The 21,130-nt window shown below is 71.7% G+C and carries 17 protein-coding genes; 6 read left to right on the forward strand and 11 right to left on the reverse strand.

What is annotated here, in order from left to right:
- The first annotated feature begins 109 nt into the window (after nucleotides 1–109).
- From QBL25_RS24280 to QBL25_RS24295, 4 genes are all read left to right on the forward strand, one after another.
- Nucleotides 110–1,039 carry a CHRD domain-containing protein gene (locus QBL25_RS24280; protein WP_409059111.1) on the forward strand — a complete coding sequence of 310 codons (930 nt, stop codon included), beginning with the start codon at nucleotides 110–112 and terminating at the stop codon, nucleotides 1,037–1,039.
- Nucleotides 1,040–1,288: 249 nt separating this feature from the next.
- Entirely contained in the window at nucleotides 1,289–2,602 is a 1,314-nt protein-coding gene (locus QBL25_RS24285) for a LolA family protein (protein ID WP_409059112.1), read from the forward strand.
- Nucleotides 2,603–2,691: 89 nt separating this feature from the next.
- Nucleotides 2,692–3,663, forward strand: a complete 972-nt coding sequence (locus tag QBL25_RS24290; protein WP_409059113.1) for an ABC transporter ATP-binding protein — start codon at nucleotides 2,692–2,694, stop codon at nucleotides 3,661–3,663.
- Nucleotides 3,650–4,594 (forward strand): ABC transporter permease, encoded by a 945-nt coding sequence (locus QBL25_RS24295; protein ID WP_409059114.1) that lies wholly within the window; start codon nucleotides 3,650–3,652, stop codon nucleotides 4,592–4,594. Before QBL25_RS24290 ends, QBL25_RS24295 begins: the two co-directional genes overlap by 14 nt.
- Before the next feature lie 55 nt (nucleotides 4,595–4,649).
- On the opposite strand, the gene QBL25_RS24300 is transcribed toward QBL25_RS24295, so the two are convergent.
- The 4 genes from QBL25_RS24300 to QBL25_RS24315 form a co-directional block, all read right to left on the reverse strand.
- Entirely contained in the window at nucleotides 4,650–5,243 is a 594-nt protein-coding gene (locus QBL25_RS24300) for a flavodoxin family protein (RefSeq protein WP_409059115.1), read from the reverse strand.
- A 160-nt stretch (nucleotides 5,244–5,403) separates the two neighbouring features.
- Nucleotides 5,404–6,345 carry a M28 family metallopeptidase gene (locus QBL25_RS24305; RefSeq protein ID WP_409059116.1) on the reverse strand — a complete coding sequence of 314 codons (942 nt, stop codon included), beginning with the start codon at nucleotides 6,343–6,345 and terminating at the stop codon, nucleotides 5,404–5,406.
- Between the two features lie 126 nt (nucleotides 6,346–6,471).
- Nucleotides 6,472–8,217 carry a hypothetical protein gene (locus QBL25_RS24310; RefSeq protein WP_409059117.1) on the reverse strand — a complete coding sequence of 582 codons (1,746 nt, stop codon included), beginning with the start codon at nucleotides 8,215–8,217 and terminating at the stop codon, nucleotides 6,472–6,474.
- 924 nt (nucleotides 8,218–9,141) lie between these two features.
- Nucleotides 9,142–10,008 carry an AraC family transcriptional regulator gene (locus tag QBL25_RS24315; protein ID WP_409059118.1) on the reverse strand — a complete coding sequence of 289 codons (867 nt, stop codon included), beginning with the start codon at nucleotides 10,006–10,008 and terminating at the stop codon, nucleotides 9,142–9,144.
- Nucleotides 10,009–10,129: 121 nt separating this feature from the next.
- Here QBL25_RS24315 and QBL25_RS24320 point away from each other — a divergent pair, with 121 nt between their 5' ends.
- Nucleotides 10,130–10,975, forward strand: a complete 846-nt coding sequence (locus QBL25_RS24320) for an NAD(P)H-binding protein (RefSeq protein ID WP_409059119.1) — start codon at nucleotides 10,130–10,132, stop codon at nucleotides 10,973–10,975.
- A gap of 156 nt (nucleotides 10,976–11,131) precedes the next feature.
- On the opposite strand, the gene rarD is transcribed toward QBL25_RS24320, so the two are convergent.
- The gene (gene rarD / locus QBL25_RS24325) at nucleotides 11,132–12,148 is read right to left on the reverse strand and encodes an EamA family transporter RarD (RefSeq protein ID WP_409059120.1); all 1,017 of its coding nucleotides are present in this window, start codon (nucleotides 12,146–12,148) and stop codon (nucleotides 11,132–11,134) included.
- A 341-nt stretch (nucleotides 12,149–12,489) separates the two neighbouring features.
- A complete protein-coding gene (locus QBL25_RS24330; RefSeq protein WP_409059121.1) occupies nucleotides 12,490–13,350 on the reverse strand; it encodes an SDR family oxidoreductase in 861 nt (286 codons plus the stop codon).
- A gap of 91 nt (nucleotides 13,351–13,441) precedes the next feature.
- Between QBL25_RS24330 and QBL25_RS24335 the strand changes: the two genes are divergently transcribed.
- Nucleotides 13,442–13,813 carry a winged helix-turn-helix transcriptional regulator gene (locus QBL25_RS24335; protein ID WP_409059122.1) on the forward strand — a complete coding sequence of 124 codons (372 nt, stop codon included), beginning with the start codon at nucleotides 13,442–13,444 and terminating at the stop codon, nucleotides 13,811–13,813.
- A gap of 48 nt (nucleotides 13,814–13,861) precedes the next feature.
- Here the strand turns inward: QBL25_RS24335 and QBL25_RS24340 are convergent, their stop codons facing one another.
- The 5 genes from QBL25_RS24340 to QBL25_RS24360 all read right to left on the reverse strand — a co-directional run bounded on the left by QBL25_RS24340 (nucleotide 13,862) and on the right by QBL25_RS24360 (nucleotide 20,906).
- Complete coding sequence (locus tag QBL25_RS24340; RefSeq protein ID WP_409059123.1) at nucleotides 13,862–14,959, reverse strand: 2-oxoacid:ferredoxin oxidoreductase subunit beta; 1,098 nt, start codon at nucleotides 14,957–14,959, stop codon at nucleotides 13,862–13,864.
- The gene (locus QBL25_RS24345; protein WP_409059124.1) at nucleotides 14,952–16,883 is read right to left on the reverse strand and encodes a 2-oxoacid:acceptor oxidoreductase subunit alpha; all 1,932 of its coding nucleotides are present in this window, start codon (nucleotides 16,881–16,883) and stop codon (nucleotides 14,952–14,954) included. Before QBL25_RS24345 ends, QBL25_RS24340 begins: the two co-directional genes overlap by 8 nt.
- A gap of 279 nt (nucleotides 16,884–17,162) precedes the next feature.
- Nucleotides 17,163–17,822, reverse strand: coding sequence for a LuxR C-terminal-related transcriptional regulator (locus QBL25_RS24350; RefSeq protein WP_409062760.1), 660 nt, complete (start codon nucleotides 17,820–17,822; stop codon nucleotides 17,163–17,165).
- A 243-nt stretch (nucleotides 17,823–18,065) separates the two neighbouring features.
- Nucleotides 18,066–19,424 (reverse strand): sensor histidine kinase, encoded by a 1,359-nt coding sequence (locus QBL25_RS24355; protein ID WP_409059125.1) that lies wholly within the window; start codon nucleotides 19,422–19,424, stop codon nucleotides 18,066–18,068.
- Between the two features lie 249 nt (nucleotides 19,425–19,673).
- The gene (locus tag QBL25_RS24360; RefSeq protein WP_409059126.1) at nucleotides 19,674–20,906 is read right to left on the reverse strand and encodes a sensor histidine kinase; all 1,233 of its coding nucleotides are present in this window, start codon (nucleotides 20,904–20,906) and stop codon (nucleotides 19,674–19,676) included.
- Nucleotides 20,907–21,130 lie beyond the last annotated feature (224 nt).

Consider the following 21,130-nt stretch of genomic DNA (forward strand, 5'->3'; position numbering starts at 1 on the left):
GGCCGGTACGTCTGGTGTGACGGGTACGGCAGGTGCGTCTGGCACGTCTGGCACGTCTGGTGCGTGGGGCAGGTCGGCGCGCCGCCGTCGGGCTCTGCTGGCCGCGGGTGTGGCCGTCGCGGCAGCGGGCGGGCTGGCGATCGGGACGCCGTCGGCCGTCGCGCACGGCGGCAGTGGCAGTGGCGCCGGTAGCGGTAGCGGCAGCGGCAACAAGGGCGGCGGATCCGTCTTCGTGGCGAGCATGAACGGCGCGAACGAGGTGCCGGTGCAGGGCGGCCCCGCGGTCGGCGACAAGGACGGCCGGGCGCTCGAATTCGTCGGGGTGAAGGGCGACAAGGTCTCGGTCACCGTCACCTGGCGCGGCACCGCCAAGCCCACCGCCCTCCACATCCACCAGGGCGCCAAGGGCACCAACGGCGGCGTGAAGATCGACTTCACCCGGCTCGTGGCCAAGAGCAAGGGCCACCGCGTCACCGGCACGGTCAAGGTCGAGGACGCGGCGCTGCTCAAGCGGTTGAAGGCGGACCCGAACGGCTTCTACACCAACCTGCACACCGCCGAGTTCCCCGGCGGCGCGGTCCGCGGCCAGCTCCACGCGGTGACCACGGGCGTCGGCTTCCGCCAGGCGGCGGCCGGCTTCCAGGCGTCCGTGCTCAAGGGGAAGCAGATCTACGAGTGCAAGAAGGCCGACGACGGTTCGGGCAGGTCCGCCTTCGCGCAGCGTGACGTGCGCGCCAGGCTCGGCGCCGGCATCGCGCACGACTTCGTCGCCCCGAACTCGGGCACCCCGCGCTGGACCGCCCCCGACGGCAGCCAGGTCACCGGCAAGCTGATCTCCAGGACCCCGAACGGCGACAAGAACATCCCGGAGCTCGACCTGGCGGCGACCTCGACCGGGAAGCCGCGCGGGCTCCTGGCCGGCACGGCGGAGATCCTGCGCCTGAACACGGTGGGCGGGGTCGCACCGGCGGGTGACTGCAAGCCGGGCGCCATCGCCAAGGTGCCGTACGGGGCGGACTACGTGTTCGTGCCGCGCTGACCCGGATCCGTCCAGGTGGCGCTTCCCCTACGGGATGGGGGAGGCGCCACCGTGCTGTGTCATCCCACAGCAGTACGTGGAGTTGCTCCCGGGGTCTGACGCTTCTCGCTGGCCGATTTGGTCGTATAGAGGCAAGCAAGGTCCAGCAAGAACAACCACTCCTGACCTATTCGGGTGAGAATGGCGGCGCGGGGTGGACGCACGCACGTACTGGGAAGGCCGCCGCCGACCACGGAGGTAGGGCACACAATGGCACCGTACGAACCGGAGCAGGACACCAGCGAGACCGGCGAACCGCGCGCAGGACGCCGCAAGGCGACGCGTTACGTGGTTCCCGTCGCGGTGGCGGGGGTGGCGGCGGCGACCATCGGGCTCGTCCCGGCGCTCGCCACCTCGGGCGACCCCAAGCTGCCCGACGTGACCGCACAGGAACTCATCGAGAAGATCGCCGCGTCGGACACGGAGCAGCTCTCGGGCACGGTGAAGATCAGCACCGATCTCGGCCTTCCGTCCTTCGGCGGCGACATGGCGGGCGGCTTCGCTCCGGGCGGCGGCTCGGGCGGCGAGGGCGGCGGAGAGGGCGGCGACGGATCGGCCGCCGACCCGCAGTCCAAGCTGATGGAGCTGGCGTCCGGCACGCACACGCTGCGCGTGGCCGCCGACGGCCCCGACAAGCAGAAGCTCTCCGTCCTGGACGACGCGGCCGAGTACAGCCTGATCCACGACGGCGACGACGTCTGGGCCTACGACAGCAAGTCGAACGAGGTGTACCACTCCAAGTCGGCGGGCAAGGCCGGTGACGCGGAGAAGGGTTCCGGCGAGAAGGGCCTCCCCGAGGGCGTCCCGTCCACGCCCAAGGAGCTGGCCGAGGAGGCGCTGAAGGCGGCCGACGAGACGACGTCGGTGAAGGTGGACGGCACCGCGCAGGTCGCGGGCCGGGACGCCTACCGCCTGGTCATCAAGCCCAAGCAGTCCGGCTCGACGGTCGGCCAGATCACGGTCGCGGTCGACTCCAAGACCGGTACGCCGCTGAAGTTCACGCTCACTCCCGCGGGCGGCGGCAGCGCGGTCGTCGACGCGGGCTTCACGAAGGTCGACTTCGGCAAGCCGGCCGCGTCCACGTTCGACTTCACGCCGCCCAAGGGCGCGAAGGTCACCGAAGAGGACGACGCCAAGGCCGGGAAGCACGGCTTCAAGGACGGCGGCAAGGAGTTCGGCAAGGAATTCAGCGGCAAGGAGTTCAAGGGCAAGGAGTTCAAGGGCAAGGAGTTCAAGGGCGGGGAGGACCTGAGCGGTCTGAACGTCATCGGCGAGGGCTGGAACTCCATCGCCGAGCTCGAACTGCCGGGCGGCCAGGGCCTCCCGTCGGGCGGCTCCGGTGACGTCCCGCCGGACGCGCAGCGCCTCCTCGACTCCCTCGGCGACAAGGTGTCGGGCGACTTCGGCTCGGGCACGGTCTTCAAGACGCGTCTGATCAACGCCCTCATCACCGAGGACGGCAAGGCCTACGTGGGGGCGGTCACCAAGGACGCCCTCGTGAAGGCGGCGAACGCGGCGAAGTAGCCGGCCGCGAGGGACGATGGAGCGGCGGGCCCGAGGTGCCGGGCAGGCACCCCGGGCCCGCCGTCACGACGTGAGGCGGGGAGGACGCGGTGCCGAGCACAAGGACCGGCGGCAGTGCGGCGGACAGCGTGATCGAGACCTCCGCGCTGACCAAGCGCTACGGCAAGCAGGTGGCCGTGGACAGCCTGAGCCTCACCGTCCCCGCGGGCAGCGTCTTCGGGTTCCTCGGGCCGAACGGCTCGGGCAAGACGACCACCATCCGGATGCTGATGGGCCTGATCGAGCCGACTTCGGGCCGGGCCAAGGTCCTGGGCCGGCCCATGCCGCGCGAGACGCGGACCGTGCTCCCGCACGTGGGCGCGCTCATCGAGGGCCCCGCCCTCTACGGCTTCCTGTCCGGCCGCGACAACCTCCTGCGGTACGACGCCGCCGACCCGACCGCCGATCCGCGCACCCGGCGTGTCCGCGCCGAGTCGGCCCTGGACCGGGTGGGTCTGACGGCCGCCGCCGGCAAGAAGGCGAAGGCGTACTCGCTGGGCATGAAGCAGCGCCTCGGGCTCGCGGCCGCGCTGCTCCAGCCGCGCAGACTCCTGGTCCTCGACGAGCCGACCAACGGCCTCGATCCGCAGGGCATGCGCGAGATCCGGGCGCTGGTGCGGGAGCTGGCGTCGGAGGGCACGACCGTCTTCCTCTCCTCGCACCTCCTGGACGAGATCGAGCAGGTCTGCACACATGCGGCGGTGATGGCCCAGGGCCGCCTCGTCACCCAGGGCCCGGTCGCCGACCTCGCCGCCGGTGCGCGGGGGCGCCTCGCCGTGACGACTCCGGACACGGCCGACGCGGTCCGCGTCCTGAAGGAGCTGGGCGTGAGCGATCTCGTCGTGGCGGAGGACCGCGTGACGGGCGAGCCGCCGGGCGCGGAGTCCGGCACCGACCTCGCGGAGCTGAACGCCGCCCTGGTCGGCGCGGGCGTACGGGTACGGGGCTTCGGCCTCGAACGGGCCTCGCTGGAGGACGCGTTCGTGGCGCTGACGGGGGAGGGCTTCGATGTCGCGGGCTGACGGTGTCGGCGTACGGGAGGGGCGGGACGAGCAGGGGCCGCGGTACGGAAACGGGCGGGGCGCGCCGGACGCGGGCGGGAGGACGGTCCGGCGGATCTGGACCTTCGGGCTCTTCCGCAGCGAGCTCGGCATCACCTTCCGCCGCTGGCGGACGCTCGCCCTGCTCGGTGTGCTCGCCGCCGTGCCGATCCTCGTGGGCGTCGCCGTCAAGATCGAGACGAGTGACGGTTCGACGCTCGGCGGGGGCGGCGAGGCGGGCGGTCCGGCGTTCATCGCGCAGGTGACCAACAACGGCCTGTTCCTGGTCTTCACCGCGCTCGCCGCGACCCTGCCCTTCTTCCTGCCCATGGCGGTCGGCGTCGTCGCGGGCGACTCCATCGCGGGCGAGTCCAGCGCGGGAACGCTGCGCTACCTCTTGGTCGCCCCCGCGGGCCGGACGCGGCTGCTGCTGGTCAAGTACGCGACGACGATGACGTTCTGCCTGCTCGCGACGCTCGTCGTGGCCCTCTCCGCGCTCGCGGTCGGCGCGCTGCTCTTCCCGGTGGGCGAGGTCACCACGATCTCCGGCACCCGGATCGGCTTCGGCGAGGGACTGCTGCGGGCCCTGCTCATCGCCCTCGTGGTCGCCGCTTCCCTGGTGGGGCTCGCGGCGCTCGGCCTGTTCGTGTCGACGCTGACCAGCAGCGGCATCGCGGCGATGGCGACGACCGTGGGCCTGCTCATCACGGTCCAGATCCTCGACCAGATCCCGCAGCTGCACGCCCTCCAGCCGTACTTCTTCTCGCACTACTGGCTGTCCTTCGCGGACCTGATGCGCGAGCCCGTCTACTGGGACGAGCTGATCAAGAACCTCGGCCTCCAGGGCCTGTACGCGGCGGTGTTCGGCTCGGCGGCCTGGGCGAGGTTCGGGGCGAAGGACATCACGGCGTAGGCCGCCACCGCCTTTCTCGGGGCCATCCGGTTTCCAGTGTCCCGGGGTCCCGGGGTCAGCTGTCGTACGGGTAGCGGGCGAGCGGCGGCTCCTGGGCGAAGAACGTCTTGGCGCGGGCGAGGGCGTCGGTGTCGTCCAGGACGTTGCCCGGCCGGGAGCCGTTGCCGAGCAGGACGCCGCCGAAGCGCAGGGGGAAGAAGGCGGCGACGTGGTTCAGCGTGCCGATCAGCGGGTCGGCGACCTCTTCCTCGCTGTGGGCGAGCGCCGTCACGCCCCACAGGGTGCGCCCCTGCATGGTGTTCTTGAAGTCGACCTCGGGGACCTCCAGCCACGCGTCCCAGTAGTCGAGGTACCGCTTGGTGGTGGCCGACAGCGAGTACCAGTACAGGGGCGACACGATGACGAGATCCGTGGCGTCGAGGGTGGCGTCCAGGAGCAGGGCCTCGGCGTCGCCGGCGGGGCGGGGGCGGGCACGCGGGCGGGTGCCGTCGTGGCGCCGGTCCTCGAAGTCGGGCAGCGGGTGGTCGGCGAGGCGCAGCCAGCGCTGCTCGACGCCGGCCGGGAGCTGTTCGGCGGCCCGGCGGGCCAGCGTCTCCGAGTTGCCTTCGGGGCGGGCGCTGCCGAGCACGAAGAGGAACTTGCGGGTCATGGTGGGCCCCCTGGGTCATGGCGTGGTCGTGCGCGGCACGGTCGAGGCCGCGCAATTACCTGCGCATGCACTATATGCACGCGCAGGTAATTGCGTCCAGGGGGTTGTTCGGGTGCACAGACCCCGGGGCCCGGGGCCCCGGGGCCTTTGCGAGCGGGCGTCAGGCGGAGAGCCCCCACACCGCGTACGCCACCGCGTCGCTGTTGTGGTTCAAGGCCGTCCCGTCGATGTTCGACTCCGTGTCGCAGGCGGAGTGGTAGCACTTGTCGAACGGCTCACCGGCCGTGCCGCCCCAGTTCTGGGCCTGCTCGGCGGTCTTCTCGTAGTCGGCGCCGCTGAACAGCCCGCCGACCGGGACGCCCGCGTCCTTGAACGGGGCGTGGTCCGAGCGGCCGTCGCCCTCCTCGTCGGGCTCCGTGGCCAGGTCGAGGCCCCCGTAGAAGTCCTTGAAGGTCTTTTCGATGGTGGGGTCGTCGTCGTAGACGAAGTAGCCCGGGTTCGGGGAGCCGATCATGTCGAAGTTCAGATAGCCCTTGATCTTCGAGCGCTCGTCGGCGGGCAGCTTGTCGACGTAGTGCGAGGAGCCGACGAGTCCCAGCTCCTCGGCGCCCCACCAGGCGAACCGCAGGTGCTTGGTGGGCTTGTACTGCTCCTTGGCCACGGTGAGCGCGGTCTCCAGGATCGCCGCCGAGCCGGAGCCGTTGTCGTTGATGCCGGGGCCCGAGCCGACGCTGTCGAGGTGCGAGCCCGCCATGATGACCTGGTCGGCGTCGCCGCCGGGCCAGTCGGCGATGAGGTTGTGGCCGGTCTTGCCGTTGGAGGTGAACTCCTGGAGCGAGGTGGTGAATCCGGCCTCGTCCAGCTTCCCCTTCACGTAGTCGATGGAGGCCTTGTAGCCCGCGCTGCCGTGGGCGCGGTTGCCGCCGTTGGTCGCCGCGATGTTCTGCAACTGCGAGAGGTGGCCCTGGACGTTGGCCACGGAGATGTCGGGGGCGGCCGCCGTGGGGGCGGGGGCCGCCGAGGATATCGCGCTGGTGGTGAGGAGTCCGGCGACGGCTATGACGGCGGCTGCCGTGGTGCGTCCGGGAACGGAGAGCTTCATGTGGGGGGCTCCGTGTTCTGTTGGTTCGTTCGTTCTGTGGGGGTACGCCGCTTCCGTGGCCGTCGAACTCCGCTGTGGCCGGACGGAATTGGCGTGCCTGATGGTGCGGCTGAGGTTGACCGCGCGTCAAGAGCGCATATCGGTCGCCGGGTTCCGCATGACGGGCGCCGGGGGCGGCACGAGCACCGTCCAGCCGGGGGCGTAGGTGTCCGGCACGGGATGGCGCCGCCAGTCGCGGGCCCAGGGCGGGGGCCGCTTCTCGCGCAGGACCAGGGCGTCGGGCCGCCGCCGGTCGCTCTCACGGGCGGCCGAGCATCCCGAGACGTACGCGAGGGGGATCACCGAAGCGCTGCCGTCCAGGACGCACGGGGCACGCACCCCGTGCTCGTGCAGGACGTGGGCGATCCGGCCCCAGTCGCCACGGGCGCCCGCCTGGATACGGGAGTTGCCGAGGACGAGGAGGAGCTGGACCGCCAGGTGGGCACTGAGGAGGACGGCGAGAGCGGTGGTGAGGGCGAGTCTGTGCCGGCGGGCGGGGGTGTGGACGGGGGTGGGCTTCGATCGGGCGGAGGTATGGACGGGGGTGGGCTTCGATCGGGCGGCCGTGAGGGTGAAGAGGCCCAGGGCCGCGGGGATGGCGAGGAGGGCGTGGGCGGGGAGGAGGAAGCGGGGCGCTCCGTAGGGGACGAGGAGGAGATAGGGCAGGGCAACGGCCCCAGCGACGACCAGAGTCAGCCAGAGGGGGTGGCGGGGGTTTTGGTGGGGAGTGGGTGGTGTCGGTTGGCGGGGGGTCTGGTTGGGGGTGCCTGGTGTCTGGCGGCGGGCGATCTGGTCGCGGGCGTCTCTCGTCTGGCGGCGGGCGACCTGGTGGGGGGTGGGTGGAACCGGTGGGCGGGGAACCTGGCCAGGGGTGGCTGTCGTTGGTCGGCGGGTGAACTGGCCTGCGGTGGCTGTCGTTTGGCGGCGGGGGGTCTGGTCGGGGGTGGAGGCTGTCGGCCTTGCGGAGCGCACCCCCGCCGCCATGAGCAGCGACAGCAGGATCAGCCACTCCGCGGCCGCGACGCCCAGGCGGTCGGCTGCGCACGGGCGGCAGAGCAACGGGCCGTCCAGCACGGTGAACTGGGCCTCGATGGACGCGAGGGGCCGCAGCCCGCCCTGCACCTCGCTCGCGGCGGTGAGCCGTTCCCGTACGCCCCCGAAACGGAGGTACGCCTCGATCGCCCACGGCAGCAGACCGGCCAGGACACCGCCGACCACGGCGAGTACGCGCCCCCGGGTCCGCCAGGCCGGCACCAGCAGGGCGGCGACGAGCAGCGGGAGGGCCACGGCGGCACCGTCGTTGGGGCGCATCAGGGCGGCCAGCGCCAGCCCCACCGCGATGCCCGCGTGGGCGAGGCGCCCGGGGCGGGCCCCGAGGAAGAGTCCGACCGCGGCCGTGGCCCCCATGGCGGTGTAGTGGTTCGGCATCGCGGAGTTCGCGTAGAACAGGGCGAACCACAGGCTTCCGTAGAGCCCGGCGGCCACGCCGACGACGGCGGGGCGCCGGACCACGGTGACGCGCAGCCAGGGGCGGAAACCCAGGTAGAGGGCCGCGGTCGAGAGCAGCGTCAGCCACAGCCTGAGCAGGACGGTGGAGTCGCTCCAGGCCGCCACGGGGGAGATGAGCAGCGGGACGCCCCGGGTGCGGGGAGCGCTGAACGGGGTGGCGGGCGCGTACGGCGGGAAGCGGCTGGCGTACACGATCTCGTCCCACCCGAGGGGCAGGGTGGGCGGGACCAGCGCGAGGGAGAGGCCGGCGAAGGCGCCGCAGACGGCCAGGAGGGGAAGGTCGGCGCGCCGCGTCGGCGCGAACCAGAAGCGCACACGGGGCACGAGGATCTCGACCTCCTGCCGGGCTCGGTCAGGTCGGGCGGTTGGGGCGGGTGGTCCGGTCGGGTCGGGCGGTCGGGTCGGGTCGGGTGGTCGGGTCGGGTCGGGTGGTCGGGTCGGGTCGGGTGGTCGGGTCGGGTCGGGTGGTCGGGTCGGGTCGGGTGGTCCGGTCGGGTCGGGTGGTCGGGTCAGGTCGGGCGGTCCGGTCCGGTCGGGTCAGGCGTCCAGTCGGGTCAGGGCGGCCGGGTCGGGCGGTCTGGTCGGGTCAGGCGTCCGGTCGGGTCAGGTCGGGCGGACCGGGTCTGACCAGGTCGGGTCGGGCTGTGCTGCGCTTTCGGTTGCGGCTGGCCCCTCTTGGGCGAAGGTAGCGACAGGCGCGGCGCATGCCCAGGCACGGACACGCGTCACGAGCGGGCGAGGGCCACCTCCTCGCGCGAGCGGGCGAGGGCCACCACCCCTCGCGGACGGCGAGGAGCCCCGCCACCTCGCGGACGGCGAGGACCGCCACCCCGCGCGGACGGGCGAGGACCATCAGCTCGCGCGGACGGCGAGCGCCACCGCCTCTCGCGGACGGTGAGTAGCCCCGCCCCCGCGCGGGCGGGCGAGGGCCGCCACCTCTCGCGGGCGGGCGAGGGCCGCCACCTCTCGCGGGCGGGCGAGGTCCACCACCTCTCATGAGCGGGCGAGGTCCACCATCTCTCGCGAGCGGGCGATGACCATCACCCCTCGCGGACGGGCGAGGACCACCACCCCTCGCGGACGGCGAGAAGCCCCGCCCCCGCACGGACGGCGAGGGACCCCGCCCCCTCGCCGACAGGCGACCGGTGCTGACCCTCGTCCGTCGGCCCGAAGCCGCCGGGGGTAACCCCTCGGCCCGAAGCCGGGGGCAACCCTCCTGCGCAGCCCCCCCCAGCCCCCCGGCGCCCTTCACCCCGCCACCCGCAACGCCCCCGCCCCCTTGCCCCCCGCCGTCAGCGAGGCGCGGTGGCTGCTGGGGGAGATGCCCCGGGTGCGCTTGAAGGCGTCGCTGAAGCCGAACGCGTCCGCGTAGCCGACCTGCCCGGCCACGGACGCCACCGTCGCGCCCGGCTCGGCGAGCAGCTCGGCGGCGAGCGTCATGCGCCACTCGGTGAGGTAGGCCATGGGGGGCCTGCCGACCAGCTCGGCGAACTGCCGGGCGAAGGCCGCGCGCGACACCTGGGCGCGCGCGGCGAGCGACGCCACCGTCCAGGGCCGCGCGGGCTCGTCGTGCAGGGCGTGCAGGGCGGGGCCGACCACCTCGTCGCCGAGCGCGCGGTACCAGGCGGGCGGGCAGGCTTCCGGCAGGTCGAACCAGTCGCGCAGGGTGCAGGCCAGCATCCAGTCGAGCATCCGGTCCATCACGTACTGGCGCCCGGGCCGGTCGGCGGCCACCTCCGCGGCGATCAGCTCCAGGATGGGCAGGCAGTCCTCGCCCGACGGCACCACAAGCAGCGGCGGCAGCATGCTGATCAGGCGGCGGCCCACGGCCCCGTCCAGCTGGTAGGCCCCGGTGATCAGCTCGCTCTCGCGGTCGTCGGCGGCGGACGCGAGGGTGAACGGTGCCGTCGTGCAGACCAGGGCGGCGTCCGCCTCCCGCAGGGTGCGCGGCTCGCCCGACGCGACGGTGACCCGGGCCGAGCCGCGGAGCACCGTGATCAGCGTCAGGGCCGCCCCCTCGGTGTGACCGGTCTCCCAGGGCCCCGTCAGTACGGCCCGGTCGAACAGCGCGCCGTCCGCGCGCACCCCTCGCAGCAGATCCCCCAGAGCGTCCATGCCGTCCACCGTAGACGGCGCCCGGCCCCGGTGGACGGTGCCAGGACCTCGTGGACGAACTCCCATGCGGGCGAGACGGGCGCCCATGTGACCGGGCGGCGCGGGGGAGTTGGCTGTCACCATGACCGACGACGCGAAGACCACCCTGCCCTCCGACGCCCTCATCCTCGTCCTCGGCGCCACCGGCAAGACCGGCCGCCGCCTGGTGGCCCGGCTGCGGGACCAGGGCCGTGCCGTACGCGCGGCGTCCCGCTCCGGCGAGACCCGCTTCGACTGGACCGACCGCGCCACCTGGGCCCCGGCCCTGGACGGCGTGAGCGCCCTCTACCTGGTCGGCCCGCCCACGCCCGAGCCGATCGCCGACTTCGTCGACCAAGCGACGGCGGCGGGTGTACGCCGCTTCGTGGTCCTGTCCGGGCGGGGCGTCGAGGTGTTCGGCGACTCCTTCGAGCCGTCCATGGCGGAGGCCGAACGCGTGGTGCGCGCGGCGGGCGTGGACTGGACGGTGATCCGCCCCAACAACTTCTCGCAGAACTTCGACGAGGACATCTTCGCCGGACCCCTGCGCGCGGGCCGTCTCGCGCTGCCCGTCGGCGACGTGCCCGAACCGTTCATCGACGCCGAGGACATCGCGGACGTGGCCGCCACGCTGCTCACCGAGGACGGGCACACGGGCCGTACGTACGAACTGTCGGGGCCGCGCGCGCTGTCCTTCGCCGACGCGGTCGCCGAGCTGGCGGACGCGTGGGGGCGGCCGATGCGCTTCGAGCACATCACGGCGGACGCGTACGTGGCGGAGCTGACCGCGGACGGCGTCCCCGCCGACACGGCCCGCGCCCTCGCGGACGTCCTCGCCTGGCTGGCGGACGGCCACAACGCGCCGCCGACGACGGGCGTACGCGATGTCCTGGGCCGGGAGCCACGCGACTTCAGCGTGTACGCGAAGTCGACGGCGCCCCGAAGCTGAGAGGGCCCGTGAGAAGTGTGCGGGGAAGGGCGCGCGTCACCCAGGACGACTGATGACCGGCAGCCGACGATCGGCGACCGACGATCGGCGACCGACGATCGGCGACCGACGACCGGCGACCAGCAGCCCTGATCAGGCCGGCCGCCCGCTCCCCGGTCAGACCGCCGACTCCGTGTCCCGCCCCGCGGTGGGCGTCATCGGCTCGGTCTCGCGCCCGGCGGCGGGCGGCGACGTGACGGAGGCGTGGCGCGCAGCGGCAAGCCGCACCGCGTTGCGCCGCGCGCCACGCACGGCGTCCCAGGTCAGCAGGGTCAGCGCCAGCCACACCAGCGCGAACCCGGCCCACCGCTCGGGCGGCATCGCCTCGTGGAAGTACAGGATGCCGAGGAGGAACTGGAAGACGGGCGCGAGGTATTGCAGCATCCCCAGTGTCGCGAGCGGCACCCGGATCGCGGCGGCGCCGAAGCAGACCAGGGGGATGGCGGTGACCACGCCGGTCGCCGCGAGCAGCGCCCCGTGTCCGAAGCCCTCCGCGCCGAACGTGGCGTCGCCGCGCAGGCTCAGCCACACCAGGAACCCGACCGCGGGCAGGAACTGGATCGCGGTCTCGGCGGCGAGCGACTCCAGACCGCTGAGGCCGACCTTCTTCTTCACCAGGCCGTACGTGGCGAAGGAGAAGGCGAGGCAGAGCGAGATCCACGGCGGCTGCCCGTACCCGAAGGCGAGCACGAGGACCGCCGCAAGGCCGACGGCGACGGCCGCCCACTGCACGGGACGCAGCCGTTCGCCGAGGAGCAGGACTCCCATGGCGATGGTGACCAGGGGGTTGATGAAGTAGCCGAGGGAGGCTTCGACGACGTGGCCGGAGTTCACGGCCCAGATGTAGACGCCCCAGTTGATCGTGATGACCGCCGCGGCGATCGTCACGAGGCTCAGCTTGCGCGGTTGGCGGATCAGCTCGCCCGCCCAGGCCCAGCGCCGCACGGCCAGGAGCGCGATGCCGACCACGACGAGCGACCACGCCATGCGGTGCGCGAGGATCTCGCCCGCGCCCGCGGGCTTCAGGAGGGGCCAGAAGAGGGGCACGAGGCCCCACATCCCGTAGGCCGCGATGCCGTTCAGCAGTCCTATGCGCTGTTCGCCCTTCGACTGCTCAGCTGCGGCGGTGTCCACGGCCCCTCCTTGGTGCGCGGCAGCCCCACGCTGCCCCCAAGAAGGTAGCGGCACGGGCGCCTCCGTGTCATGCCCGTCTCGCGAAAACGCTCATGACGCCCTACACACCCCCGACGAGCGGGCCGCCACCCTCCCGACGAGCCCGCCGCCACACCCCCGACGAGCGCGCCGCCACACCCCCGACGGACCCGCCGCCACAACCCCGACGAGCCCGCCGCCACCCTCCCCGCGTGCCCCCTTCCGAGTCCCGCGCGCGCCCGCTTCCGAGCCCCCCACGCGCCCCCTCCGAGCCCCCGCGCGCCCGGCCCGCCCTGCGGGCACCACCCGTACGACCTGCGGATTCAGCCCTTGAGCGCGGCCGAGATCGCGTCGGCGACCGGAGTCGTCGGCCGCCCGATGAGGCGGGAGAGGTCACCGTTCGTGCCGGCCAGCAGGCCCCGCTCGATGGCCGAGTCCACGTCGACGAGGATCGCGGCGAACTGCTCGGGCAGCCCGGCACCGGTCAGGATCGCGAGGTTCTCCTCGGGGGAGACGTTCGCGTACGAGATGTCCTTGCCGGTCTGCCGGGCGATCTCGGCGGCGTACTCGGCGAGGCTCCAGGCGACGTCACCGCTCAGCTCGTACGTCTTGCCCTCGTGGCCTTCGCCCGTCAGGACGGCGACGGCCGCCGCCGCGTAGTCGGCGCGCGCGGCGGAGGCGACCCGGCCCTCGCCCGCGGAGGCGACGACGGCGCCGTGCTCCAGGACGGGGGCGAGGTTGGCGGTGTAGTTCTCGTGGTACCAGCCGTTGCGCAGGAACGTGTACGGAAGGCCGGAGTCGAGGATCAGCTGCTCGGTCACCTTGTGCTCGGCCGCGAGGTCGAAGTCGGCGTCGGGCCCGCCCAGGACCCCGGTGTACGCGAGGAGCGCGACGCCCGCCGCACGGGCCGCGTCGATCACCGCCGTGTGCTGCGGCACGCGCTGCCCGACCTCGCTGCCGGAGATCAGCAGGACCCTGTCGCCAGCGGCGAAGGCGCCCGACAGGGTCTCGGGCGCGCTGTAGTCGGCGATCCGCACCTCGACGCCGCGCGCGGCGAGATCGGCGGCCTTCTCCTTGTCGCGGACGACGGCGGCGATCTGCCCGGCGGGCACCTGCGCGTCGAGCAGTCCTTCCACGACGAGGCGGCCGAGGTGTCCGGTGGCTCCGGTGACGACGATGCTCATGTCTGCTATCTCCCTTTGGTGTGGTTCTGACGATGAGCCTACGTCTAGCGCTAACTATTGGAAAGTACCCACTTTGAAGTAAGGTACTGGCATGACAGTAAGCACGTGGAACCTCGGTGACGAGGGCATGTGCCCGCAGCGCCTCGTCCTGGAGCACGTCACGAGCCGCTGGGGCGTGCTCGTCCTGATCGCCCTGGACGAGCGCTCGTACCGCTTCAGCGAGCTGCGCAGGGCGCTTGGCCGGGTCAGCGAGAAGATGCTGACGCAGACGCTCCAGACCCTGGAGCGCGACGGCCTCGTCCACCGCGACGCCAAGCCGGTCATCCCGCCGCGCGTCGACTACTCCCTCACGGACCTGGGGCGCGAGGTCGGCGGACAGGTCCGGGCGCTCGCCGAGTGGACCGAGCGACGCCTGCCGGACGTGGAGAAGGCACGCGCGGCATACGACGAGGCCCGGTCCTGAAGGATCAGAACCGGGCCCCGAAGCGTGCGCTCGCGCAGGCGGCTTGAGCTAGCCGACGACGGTCCAGGTGTCGCCGCCGGCGAGGAGGGCGGCGAGGTCGCCCTTGCCGTTGTGTTCGATGGCGGTGTCGAGCTGGTCGGACATCAGGGTGTCGTATACGGGGCGCTCGACGTCGCGGAAGACGCCGATGGGGGTGTGGTGCAGGGTGTCGGGGTCCGCGAGCCGGGACAGGGCGAAGGCCAGGGTGGGTGAGGTCGAGTGCGCGTCGTGGATCAGGATGTGCGGCTCGGTCTCGGGGGTGACCGGGACGACTTTGAGGTCGCCGGTGGCCGGGTCGCGGAGGACGCCCTGGGCGCCCAGGCCGTCTGGCCGGGGTTGGCCGAAGCGGATGGGCTGTCCGTGTTCCAGGCGGATGACGGCTTCTTCGGCCTGTTGTTTGTCCTTGAGGACTTCGAAGGCGCCGTCGTTGAAGATGTTGCAGTTCTGGTAGATCTCCACCAGGGCGGTGCCGGGGTGTTCGGCGGCCGCGCGCAGTACGCCGGTGAGGTGTTTGCGGTCGGAGTCCACGGTGCGGGCCACGAAGCTGGCTTCGGCGCCGATGGCCAGGGATACGGGGTTGAAGGGTGCGTCCAGGGAGCCCATCGGCGTGGATTTGGTGATCTTGCCGACTTCGGAGGTGGGGCTGTACTGGCCTTTGGTGAGGCCGTAGATCCGGTTGTTGAACAGCAGGATCTTGAGGTTGACGTTGCGGCGCAGGGCGTGGATGAGGTGGTTGCCGCCGATGGACAGGGCGTCGCCGTCGCCGGTGACCACCCATACGCTCAGATCGCGGCGGGAGGAGGCCAGGCCGGTGGCGATGGCCGGGGCGCGGCCGTGGATGGAGTGCATCCCGTAGGTGTTCATGTAGTACGGGAAGCGGGAGGAGCAGCCGATGCCGGAGACGAAGACGATGTTCTCCTTGGCCAGTCCCAGTTCGGGCATGAAGCCCTGCACGGCGGCCAGCACGGCGTAGTCACCGCAGCCGGGGCACCAGCGCACCTCCTGATCGGACTTGAAGTCCTTCATGGACTGCTTGGCCTCGGCCTTGGGCACCAGCGAAAGCGCTTCGATCGTGCTCCCGGTGCCTTCGGTCTTCGTGTCAGCCATTGATGGCCTCCTTGAGAGCGGTGGCGAGCTGCTCGGCCTTGAACGGCATTCCATTGACCTGGTTGTACGAGACCGCGTCCACGAGGTACTTGGCGCGGATGAGGGTGGCGAGCTGCCCGAGGTTCATCTCGGGAATCACCACCTTGTCGTAACGCTTCAGGACCTCGCCCAGATTCCGCGGGAAGGGGTTGAGGTGGCGCAGATGGGCCTGCGCCACGCTCTCGCCGACCGCCCGCAGCCGCCGCACGGCGGCGGTGATGGGCCCATACGTCGAACCCCAGCCCAGGACCAGCAACTTGGCGTCGCCGGTGGCGTCGTCGACCTCCAGGTCCGGGACCTCGATGCCGTCGATCTTGGCCTGGCGGGTGCGGACCATGAAGTCGTGGTTGGCCGGATCGTAGGAGATGTTGCCCGTGCCGTCCTGCTTCTCGATGCCGCCGATGCGGTGTTCGAGACCGGGCGTGCCGGGGATCGCCCACGGCCGGGCCAGCGTCTGCGGGTCGCGCTTGTAGGGCCAGAAGACCTCGGTGCCGTCGTCCTCGGTGTGGTTGGTGCCCGAGGCGAACTGCACGCGCAGGTCCGGCAGTTCGTCGGTGTCCGGGATGCGCCAGGGCTCGGAGCCGTTGGCCAGATAGCCGTCCGACAGCAAGAACACCGGGGTGCGGTAGCTGACCGCGATCCGGGCGGCCTCGATGGCCGCGTCGAAGCAGTCGGCCGGCGTCCTGGGCGCCACGATCGGCACCGGCGCCTCGCCGTTGCGCCCGAACATCGCCTGGAGCAGGTCCGCCTGCTCGGTCTTGGTCGGCAGCCCGGTGGAGGGCCCGCCGCGCTGGATGTCCACGACCAGCAGCGGCAGCTCCAACGACACCGCCAGACCGATCGTCTCCGACTTCAGCGCCACCCCGGGCCCCGACGTCGTGGTCACCGCCAGCGAACCGCCGAAGGCCGCCCCCAGCGCGGCACCGATGCCCGCGATCTCGTCCTCGGCCTGGAAGGTCCGCACCCCGAAGTTCTTGTGCTTGGACAGCTCATGCAGGATGTCGGACGCCGGAGTGATCGGGTACGAGCCCAGATAGAGCGGCAGATCCGCCAGCCGGCCCGCCGCGATCAGGCCGTACGACAGGGCCAGATTCCCCGAGATGTTGCGGTAGGTGCCGGTCGGGAAGGCCTGGGCGGCGGGGGCGACCTCGTACGAGACCGCGAAGTCCTCGGTCGTCTCGCCGAAGTTCCAGCCGGCGTGGAAGGCGGCGATGTTCGCCTCCGCGATGTCCGGCTTCTTGGCGAACTTCGTCCGCAGGAACTTCTCGGTTCCCTCGGTCGGGCGGTGGTACATCCACGACAGCAGCCCCAGCGCGAACATGTTCTTGCTGCGGCCGGCGTCCTTGCGCGAGAGGTCGAACTCCTTGAGGGCCTCGACCGTCAGCGTCGTCAGCGGCACCGGGTGGACGCTGTATCCGTCCAGCGAACCGTCTTCCAGGGGCGAGGCCTCGTAACCGACCTTCTGCATCGCCCGTTTGGTGAACTCGTCGGTGTTGACGATGATCTCCGCGCCGCGCGGCACGTCGGCGATGTTCGCCTTCAGGGCCGCCGGGTTCATCGCGACCAGGACGTTCGGCGCGTCGCCCGGCGTGAGGATGTCGTGGTCGGCGAAATGCAGCTGAAAGGAGGAGACACCCGGCAGGGTCCCGGCAGGAGCACGGATCTCGGCGGGGAAGTTCGGCAGTGTCGAGAGGTCGTTCCCGAAGGACGCCGTCTCCGAAGTGAACCGGTCACCGGTGAGCTGCATGCCGTCACCGGAGTCACCCGCGAAGCGGATGATCACCCGGTCCAGACGGCGTACATCCTTCTCACCAGCGGGCTTGCGCTGCTCTCCGACGACTGCCCCATCGGCCTGCTCGGCTGGGCTACTGACCTGGCTGGTCACTGAACTGGACCTCCCTCGGGCGGCTGAGCGGGAAGGGCTGGGCGACCGGCCTTCCCAAGGCCCACCCTACGTCTGTAAGGGTCACCTTCCTGGGGTTGATCGCATGGCGGACCCACTTTTGAGACGCTTCTATGCCCCGTTTTGTCATGGTGTGCCGCACCCCCAGGCCGCCATGAAAGACGCCCCCCACTCATCCTTTGGTTCTAGGACCGTTCTCCGTGCTCCTGTTGCTGCCATTGCTTTTCCGTGGTGCCAAATATCTGACAGGGTGTCAGATCGCTACGAGTTGAGGTAGGTGAGGACCGCAAGCACCCGCCGGTGATCCCCGTCACTCTGCGACAACCCCAGCTTCAGGAAGATGTTGCTGACGTGCTTCTCGACCGCACCGTCGCTCACCACCAGCTGCCGGGCCACCGCCGAGTTGGTCCGTCCCTCGGCCATCAGACCGAGTACCTCGCGCTCGCGTGGAGTAAGCCCCGCGAGGACGTCCTGCTTGCGGCTGCGGCCGAGCAGCTGCGCCACGACCTCCGGATCGAGCGCGGTACCGCCCTGCGCGACGCGCACCACGGCGTCCACGAACTCGCGCACCTCGGCGACGCGGTCCTTGAGCAGATAGCCGACACCCCGGCTTGATCCCGCCAGGAGCTCGGTGGCGTACTGCTCCTCGACGTACTGCGAGAGGACGAGCACGCCGAGCCCCGGGAACTGGTGGCGCAGGTGCACCGCGGCCCGCACCCCCTCGTCGGTGTGCGTCGGCGGCATCCGCACGTCGGCGACGACCACGTCGGGCAGCTCGCCCGCCGAGGAGAGTTCGTTGATGGTCTTGATCAGTGCGTCGGCGTCGCCGACCCCCGCGACGACGTCGTGCCCGCGGTCGGTCAGCAACCGGGTCAGCCCCTCCCTGAGCAACACCGAATCCTCGGCGATGACGACCCGCACTTTGTCCTCCACGTTCACGGCCCCCCGGCATATCTGGTTCTGGTGGTCCCCCGGCACCTCAGTATCGCGCGTACGAGGGGGCGTTACGGCGTTGACGGACAACCGCTTGCCCGTGTCAGTCCCCGGCGGGTGCGGCCAAGGACGGGAAAGCGGGCGCGCGCGCCGGGCCGGACATGGGCAGAGCCCACCCGACCGCCCCGCGCGGCGGGACGATCAAGTGGGCCTGCGGAAGGAAGCCCGGGGCTACGCACGCCAGGGCAGCTCGGCGGTCACCGTCGTGGGCCCGCCCACCGGCGAGTCGACGACCAGGATCCCGTCGACCGCGTCGAGCCGCTCGGCGAGCCCCGCGAGGCCGGACCCCGCGGTCACGTCCGCGCCCCCGGCGCCGTCGTCGGTGACCTGGAGCATCAGCCGGTCCTCGACCTGCCAGACGTCGACCGAGCCACGGGAGGCCCGCGCGTGCTTGCTTATGTTCTGAAGGAGTTCGGAGACCGTGAAGTACGCGATGCCCTCGATCGCGGCGGCGGGCCGCGCGGGCAGGTCCACCTCGACCTGGACCGGGACCGTGCACCGGGCGGCGAGCGAGGACAGCGCCGCGTCCAGGCCGCGGTCGGTCAGGACCGCCGGGTGGATGCCGCGGGCCAGGTCGCGCAGCTCCTGGAGGGCCACCTTCACCTCGCCGTGCGCCTCGCCCACCATGCGCGCCGCGGCCTCCGGGTCCTCCGTCAGCTTCTCCTTGGCCAGGCCCAGGTCCATGGCGAGCGCCACCAGGCGGGCCTGTGCCCCGTCGTGCAGGTCGCGCTCGATGCGGCGCAGGTCGGCGGCCGCCGTGTCGACGACGACTCCGCGGTCCGACTCCAGTTCGACGACACGCGTGGCCAGGCTCGACGGGCCGAGCAGCCCGGCCACCATGACGCGGTCGACGGTGGTCAGGGCCCGGATGATCCAGGGCGTGGCCAGCGTGATGATCAGGCCGGTGAGGGCGGTGACGCCGATCTCGAAGGGGTTGTCCAGGTAGATGCGGTGACCGTCGTCGCCGTAGAGCTGGATGCCGTCCTGGCCGGCGTAGGCGGGGAAGACCCACCGCCACAGCGGGTACGTGAGCATCGCCCAGCCGTACGTCCAGAAGACCACCGACACGGTGAACGAGAAGATCGCCCAGGGCATGTGCAGGACGGAGTAGAGGACGTGCCGCCAGGAGACGCCGCTCTTGAGCACGGCCCCCATCCAGGCCATGGCCCCGCCGCCGTTCTTGGGCCGCAGCGGCTCGGGGTCGGCCACCTCGACGCCCAGGAGGGCCCGCGCCCGCACGCGCTCCACCGAGCCGATGCCCCGGCAGGCGGCGAGCCCGGCGGCGAGCACCGGGATGCCGATGAACGTGATCAGCAGACCGACGCCGAGCGAGAGCATCGTGACCGTGAAGGCGAAGGTGGCGATGCTGATCGGCAGGCTGAGGAGCACATAGCCGAACTCCTTCCAGGCGCGGGCCTCGATCGGCGCGCGCAGCCCGGAGGGGAGGCGATGGCGTCGCTCGTCGAGGTCGGATCCCCGGAACTCCGAACGGTCCATGCGCCCGTACTCCTGTCCGTACTCGGTGGCCATCAGTGTCGTCCGTTTCTGCTTGGTCTGCCTGGGCTGCCGGGTCTGCCGGGTCTGCCGGGTCTGGCTGGTCTGCCTGATCTGGCTGGTCTGCTTCGGCGCCGCCCGTGTCTCGTCGTACTTCGTCGTGCGTCGTCGTACTCCGTCGTGCGTCGTCGTATCTCAAGAGTGTCGGCCGAGGCTGATCCGGACCATGTGGTGCGTAGGTGTCTTGTCCCGGGGGTTTTCCCTACCCCCGGGGCCTCCGGGCGCCTACGTCCGGGCCGGCTGGTCCCGGTCGCGGTCCCGCCAGGGCAGCTCCGCCGTGATCGTCGTGGGTCCGCCCTCCGGCGACTCGATGACGAACAGGCCGTCCACCGCGCCGAGCCGGTCCGCCAGCCCCGCCATGCCCGTGCCCCCGTCCAGGCTCGCGCCGCCCCGCCCGTCGTCCCACACCTGGATGAGCAGCCGCTGGTCGGAGCGCCACACGTCCACGGAGGCCGAGCGCGCCCCGCTGTGCTTGCTGACGTTCTGCAGCAACTCGGAGACCGTGAAGTACGCGATGCCCTCGATCGCGGCGGCCGGGCGCATCGGCAGATCGGCGGTCACCTTCACCGGGACCGTGCACCGCGAGGCCACCGAGGACAGCGCCGCGTCCAGGCCGCGGTCGGTCAGGACCGCCGGGTGGATGCCGCGGGCCAGGTCGCGCAGCTCCTGGAGAGCGAGCTTCACCTCGCCGTGCGCCTCGTCGACCATCGCCGCCGCCGTGTCGGGGTCCTCCAGGAGCTTCTCCTTGGCCAGGCCGAGTCCCATGGCGAGGGCCACCAGGCGGGCCTGTGCCCCGTCGTGCAGGTCGCGCTCGATGCGGCGCAGGTCGGCCGCCGCGGTGTCGACGACGACCCCGCGGTCCGACTCCAACTCCACGATCCGCCGCTCCAGTTCGTCGGAGGGCGACAGGAGGCCGCGCACCATCACCCGGTCGGCGTTGGTCAGACCGCGCACGACGTACGGCAGCACCGGCCAGAGCACGATCAGTCCGGTCAGGGAGACGACGAAGGTGACCACGCCCCAGGGCAGCCGCATGAACGAGTACAGCATCGTGCGCCAGCCGACCGGGTCCTTCAGGCTCGACCACAGCCAGCTGAAGAAACCGTGCCCCCGCTGCCTCGGCATCGGGCTCGGCTCGTCCACCCGCACCCCGAGCAGCTTCCGCGCCCGCGACCGCTCCGCCTTGCCGATCAGCCGCGAGCCGCCCAGCGCGCTGGCGAGCAGCGGCAGGCCGACGACCGTCACGGCGAGACCGCCGCCGGCCGCGAGCGCCACGACGACATAGACGAAACCGGCCACGCCGATCGGCAGATTGGCGAGAAGGTGCGCGATCTCCTTCCAGGTCTGCCGGTCGTACGAGGCGAAGCGCACGGGCGGCGGCGGGGGCGGAGCCGCCGGATACACCGGGTACGCCGGGTACGCCGGGGAAGGGGACGAGGACAAGGCGCGTGCGGTCATACGCGTTAGGGTGCACGGCTCGCCGCCGCGATGCCATGAGGAGGACCGCCCGGATGCCCGGGGGATAACCCCACCCGCCGCGGCGACCGGTGCTTGCCGATGCGTGACGCTCTGCTTACCTCGTCTTTAGCAGGCCCTAGACTCCCGTGCGTACAGATCGTCGAACAGCGGTCAGCGATCAGCGATCAGCGGTCAGCGACTGGTGATCAGTGATCGGTGGTCCG

It is taken from the genome of Streptomyces sp. SYP-A7185 (assembly GCF_046103685.1).
Lineage (GTDB): Bacteria > Actinomycetota > Actinomycetes > Streptomycetales > Streptomycetaceae > Streptomyces.

Coding starts and splice junctions, on each gene's coding strand:
- QBL25_RS24285 (WP_409059112.1), top strand. CDS start 1,289: ATGGCACCGTACGAACCGGAGCAGGACACCAGCGAGACCGGCGAACCG.
- QBL25_RS24295 (WP_409059114.1), top strand. CDS start 3,650: ATGTCGCGGGCTGACGGTGTCGGCGTACGGGAGGGGCGGGACGAGCAG.
- QBL25_RS24300 (WP_409059115.1), bottom strand. CDS start 5,243: ATGACCCGCAAGTTCCTCTTCGTGCTCGGCAGCGCCCGCCCCGAAGGC.
- QBL25_RS24305 (WP_409059116.1), bottom strand. CDS start 6,345: ATGAAGCTCTCCGTTCCCGGACGCACCACGGCAGCCGCCGTCATAGCC.
- QBL25_RS24315 (WP_409059118.1), bottom strand. CDS start 10,008: ATGGACGCTCTGGGGGATCTGCTGCGAGGGGTGCGCGCGGACGGCGCG.
- QBL25_RS24320 (WP_409059119.1), top strand. CDS start 10,130: ATGACCGACGACGCGAAGACCACCCTGCCCTCCGACGCCCTCATCCTC.
- QBL25_RS24330 (WP_409059121.1), bottom strand. CDS start 13,350: ATGAGCATCGTCGTCACCGGAGCCACCGGACACCTCGGCCGCCTCGTC.
- QBL25_RS24335 (WP_409059122.1), top strand. CDS start 13,442: ATGACAGTAAGCACGTGGAACCTCGGTGACGAGGGCATGTGCCCGCAG.
- QBL25_RS24340 (WP_409059123.1), bottom strand. CDS start 14,959: ATGGCTGACACGAAGACCGAAGGCACCGGGAGCACGATCGAAGCGCTT.
- QBL25_RS24355 (WP_409059125.1), bottom strand. CDS start 19,424: ATGGCCACCGAGTACGGACAGGAGTACGGGCGCATGGACCGTTCGGAG.
- QBL25_RS24360 (WP_409059126.1), bottom strand. CDS start 20,906: ATGACCGCACGCGCCTTGTCCTCGTCCCCTTCCCCGGCGTACCCGGCG.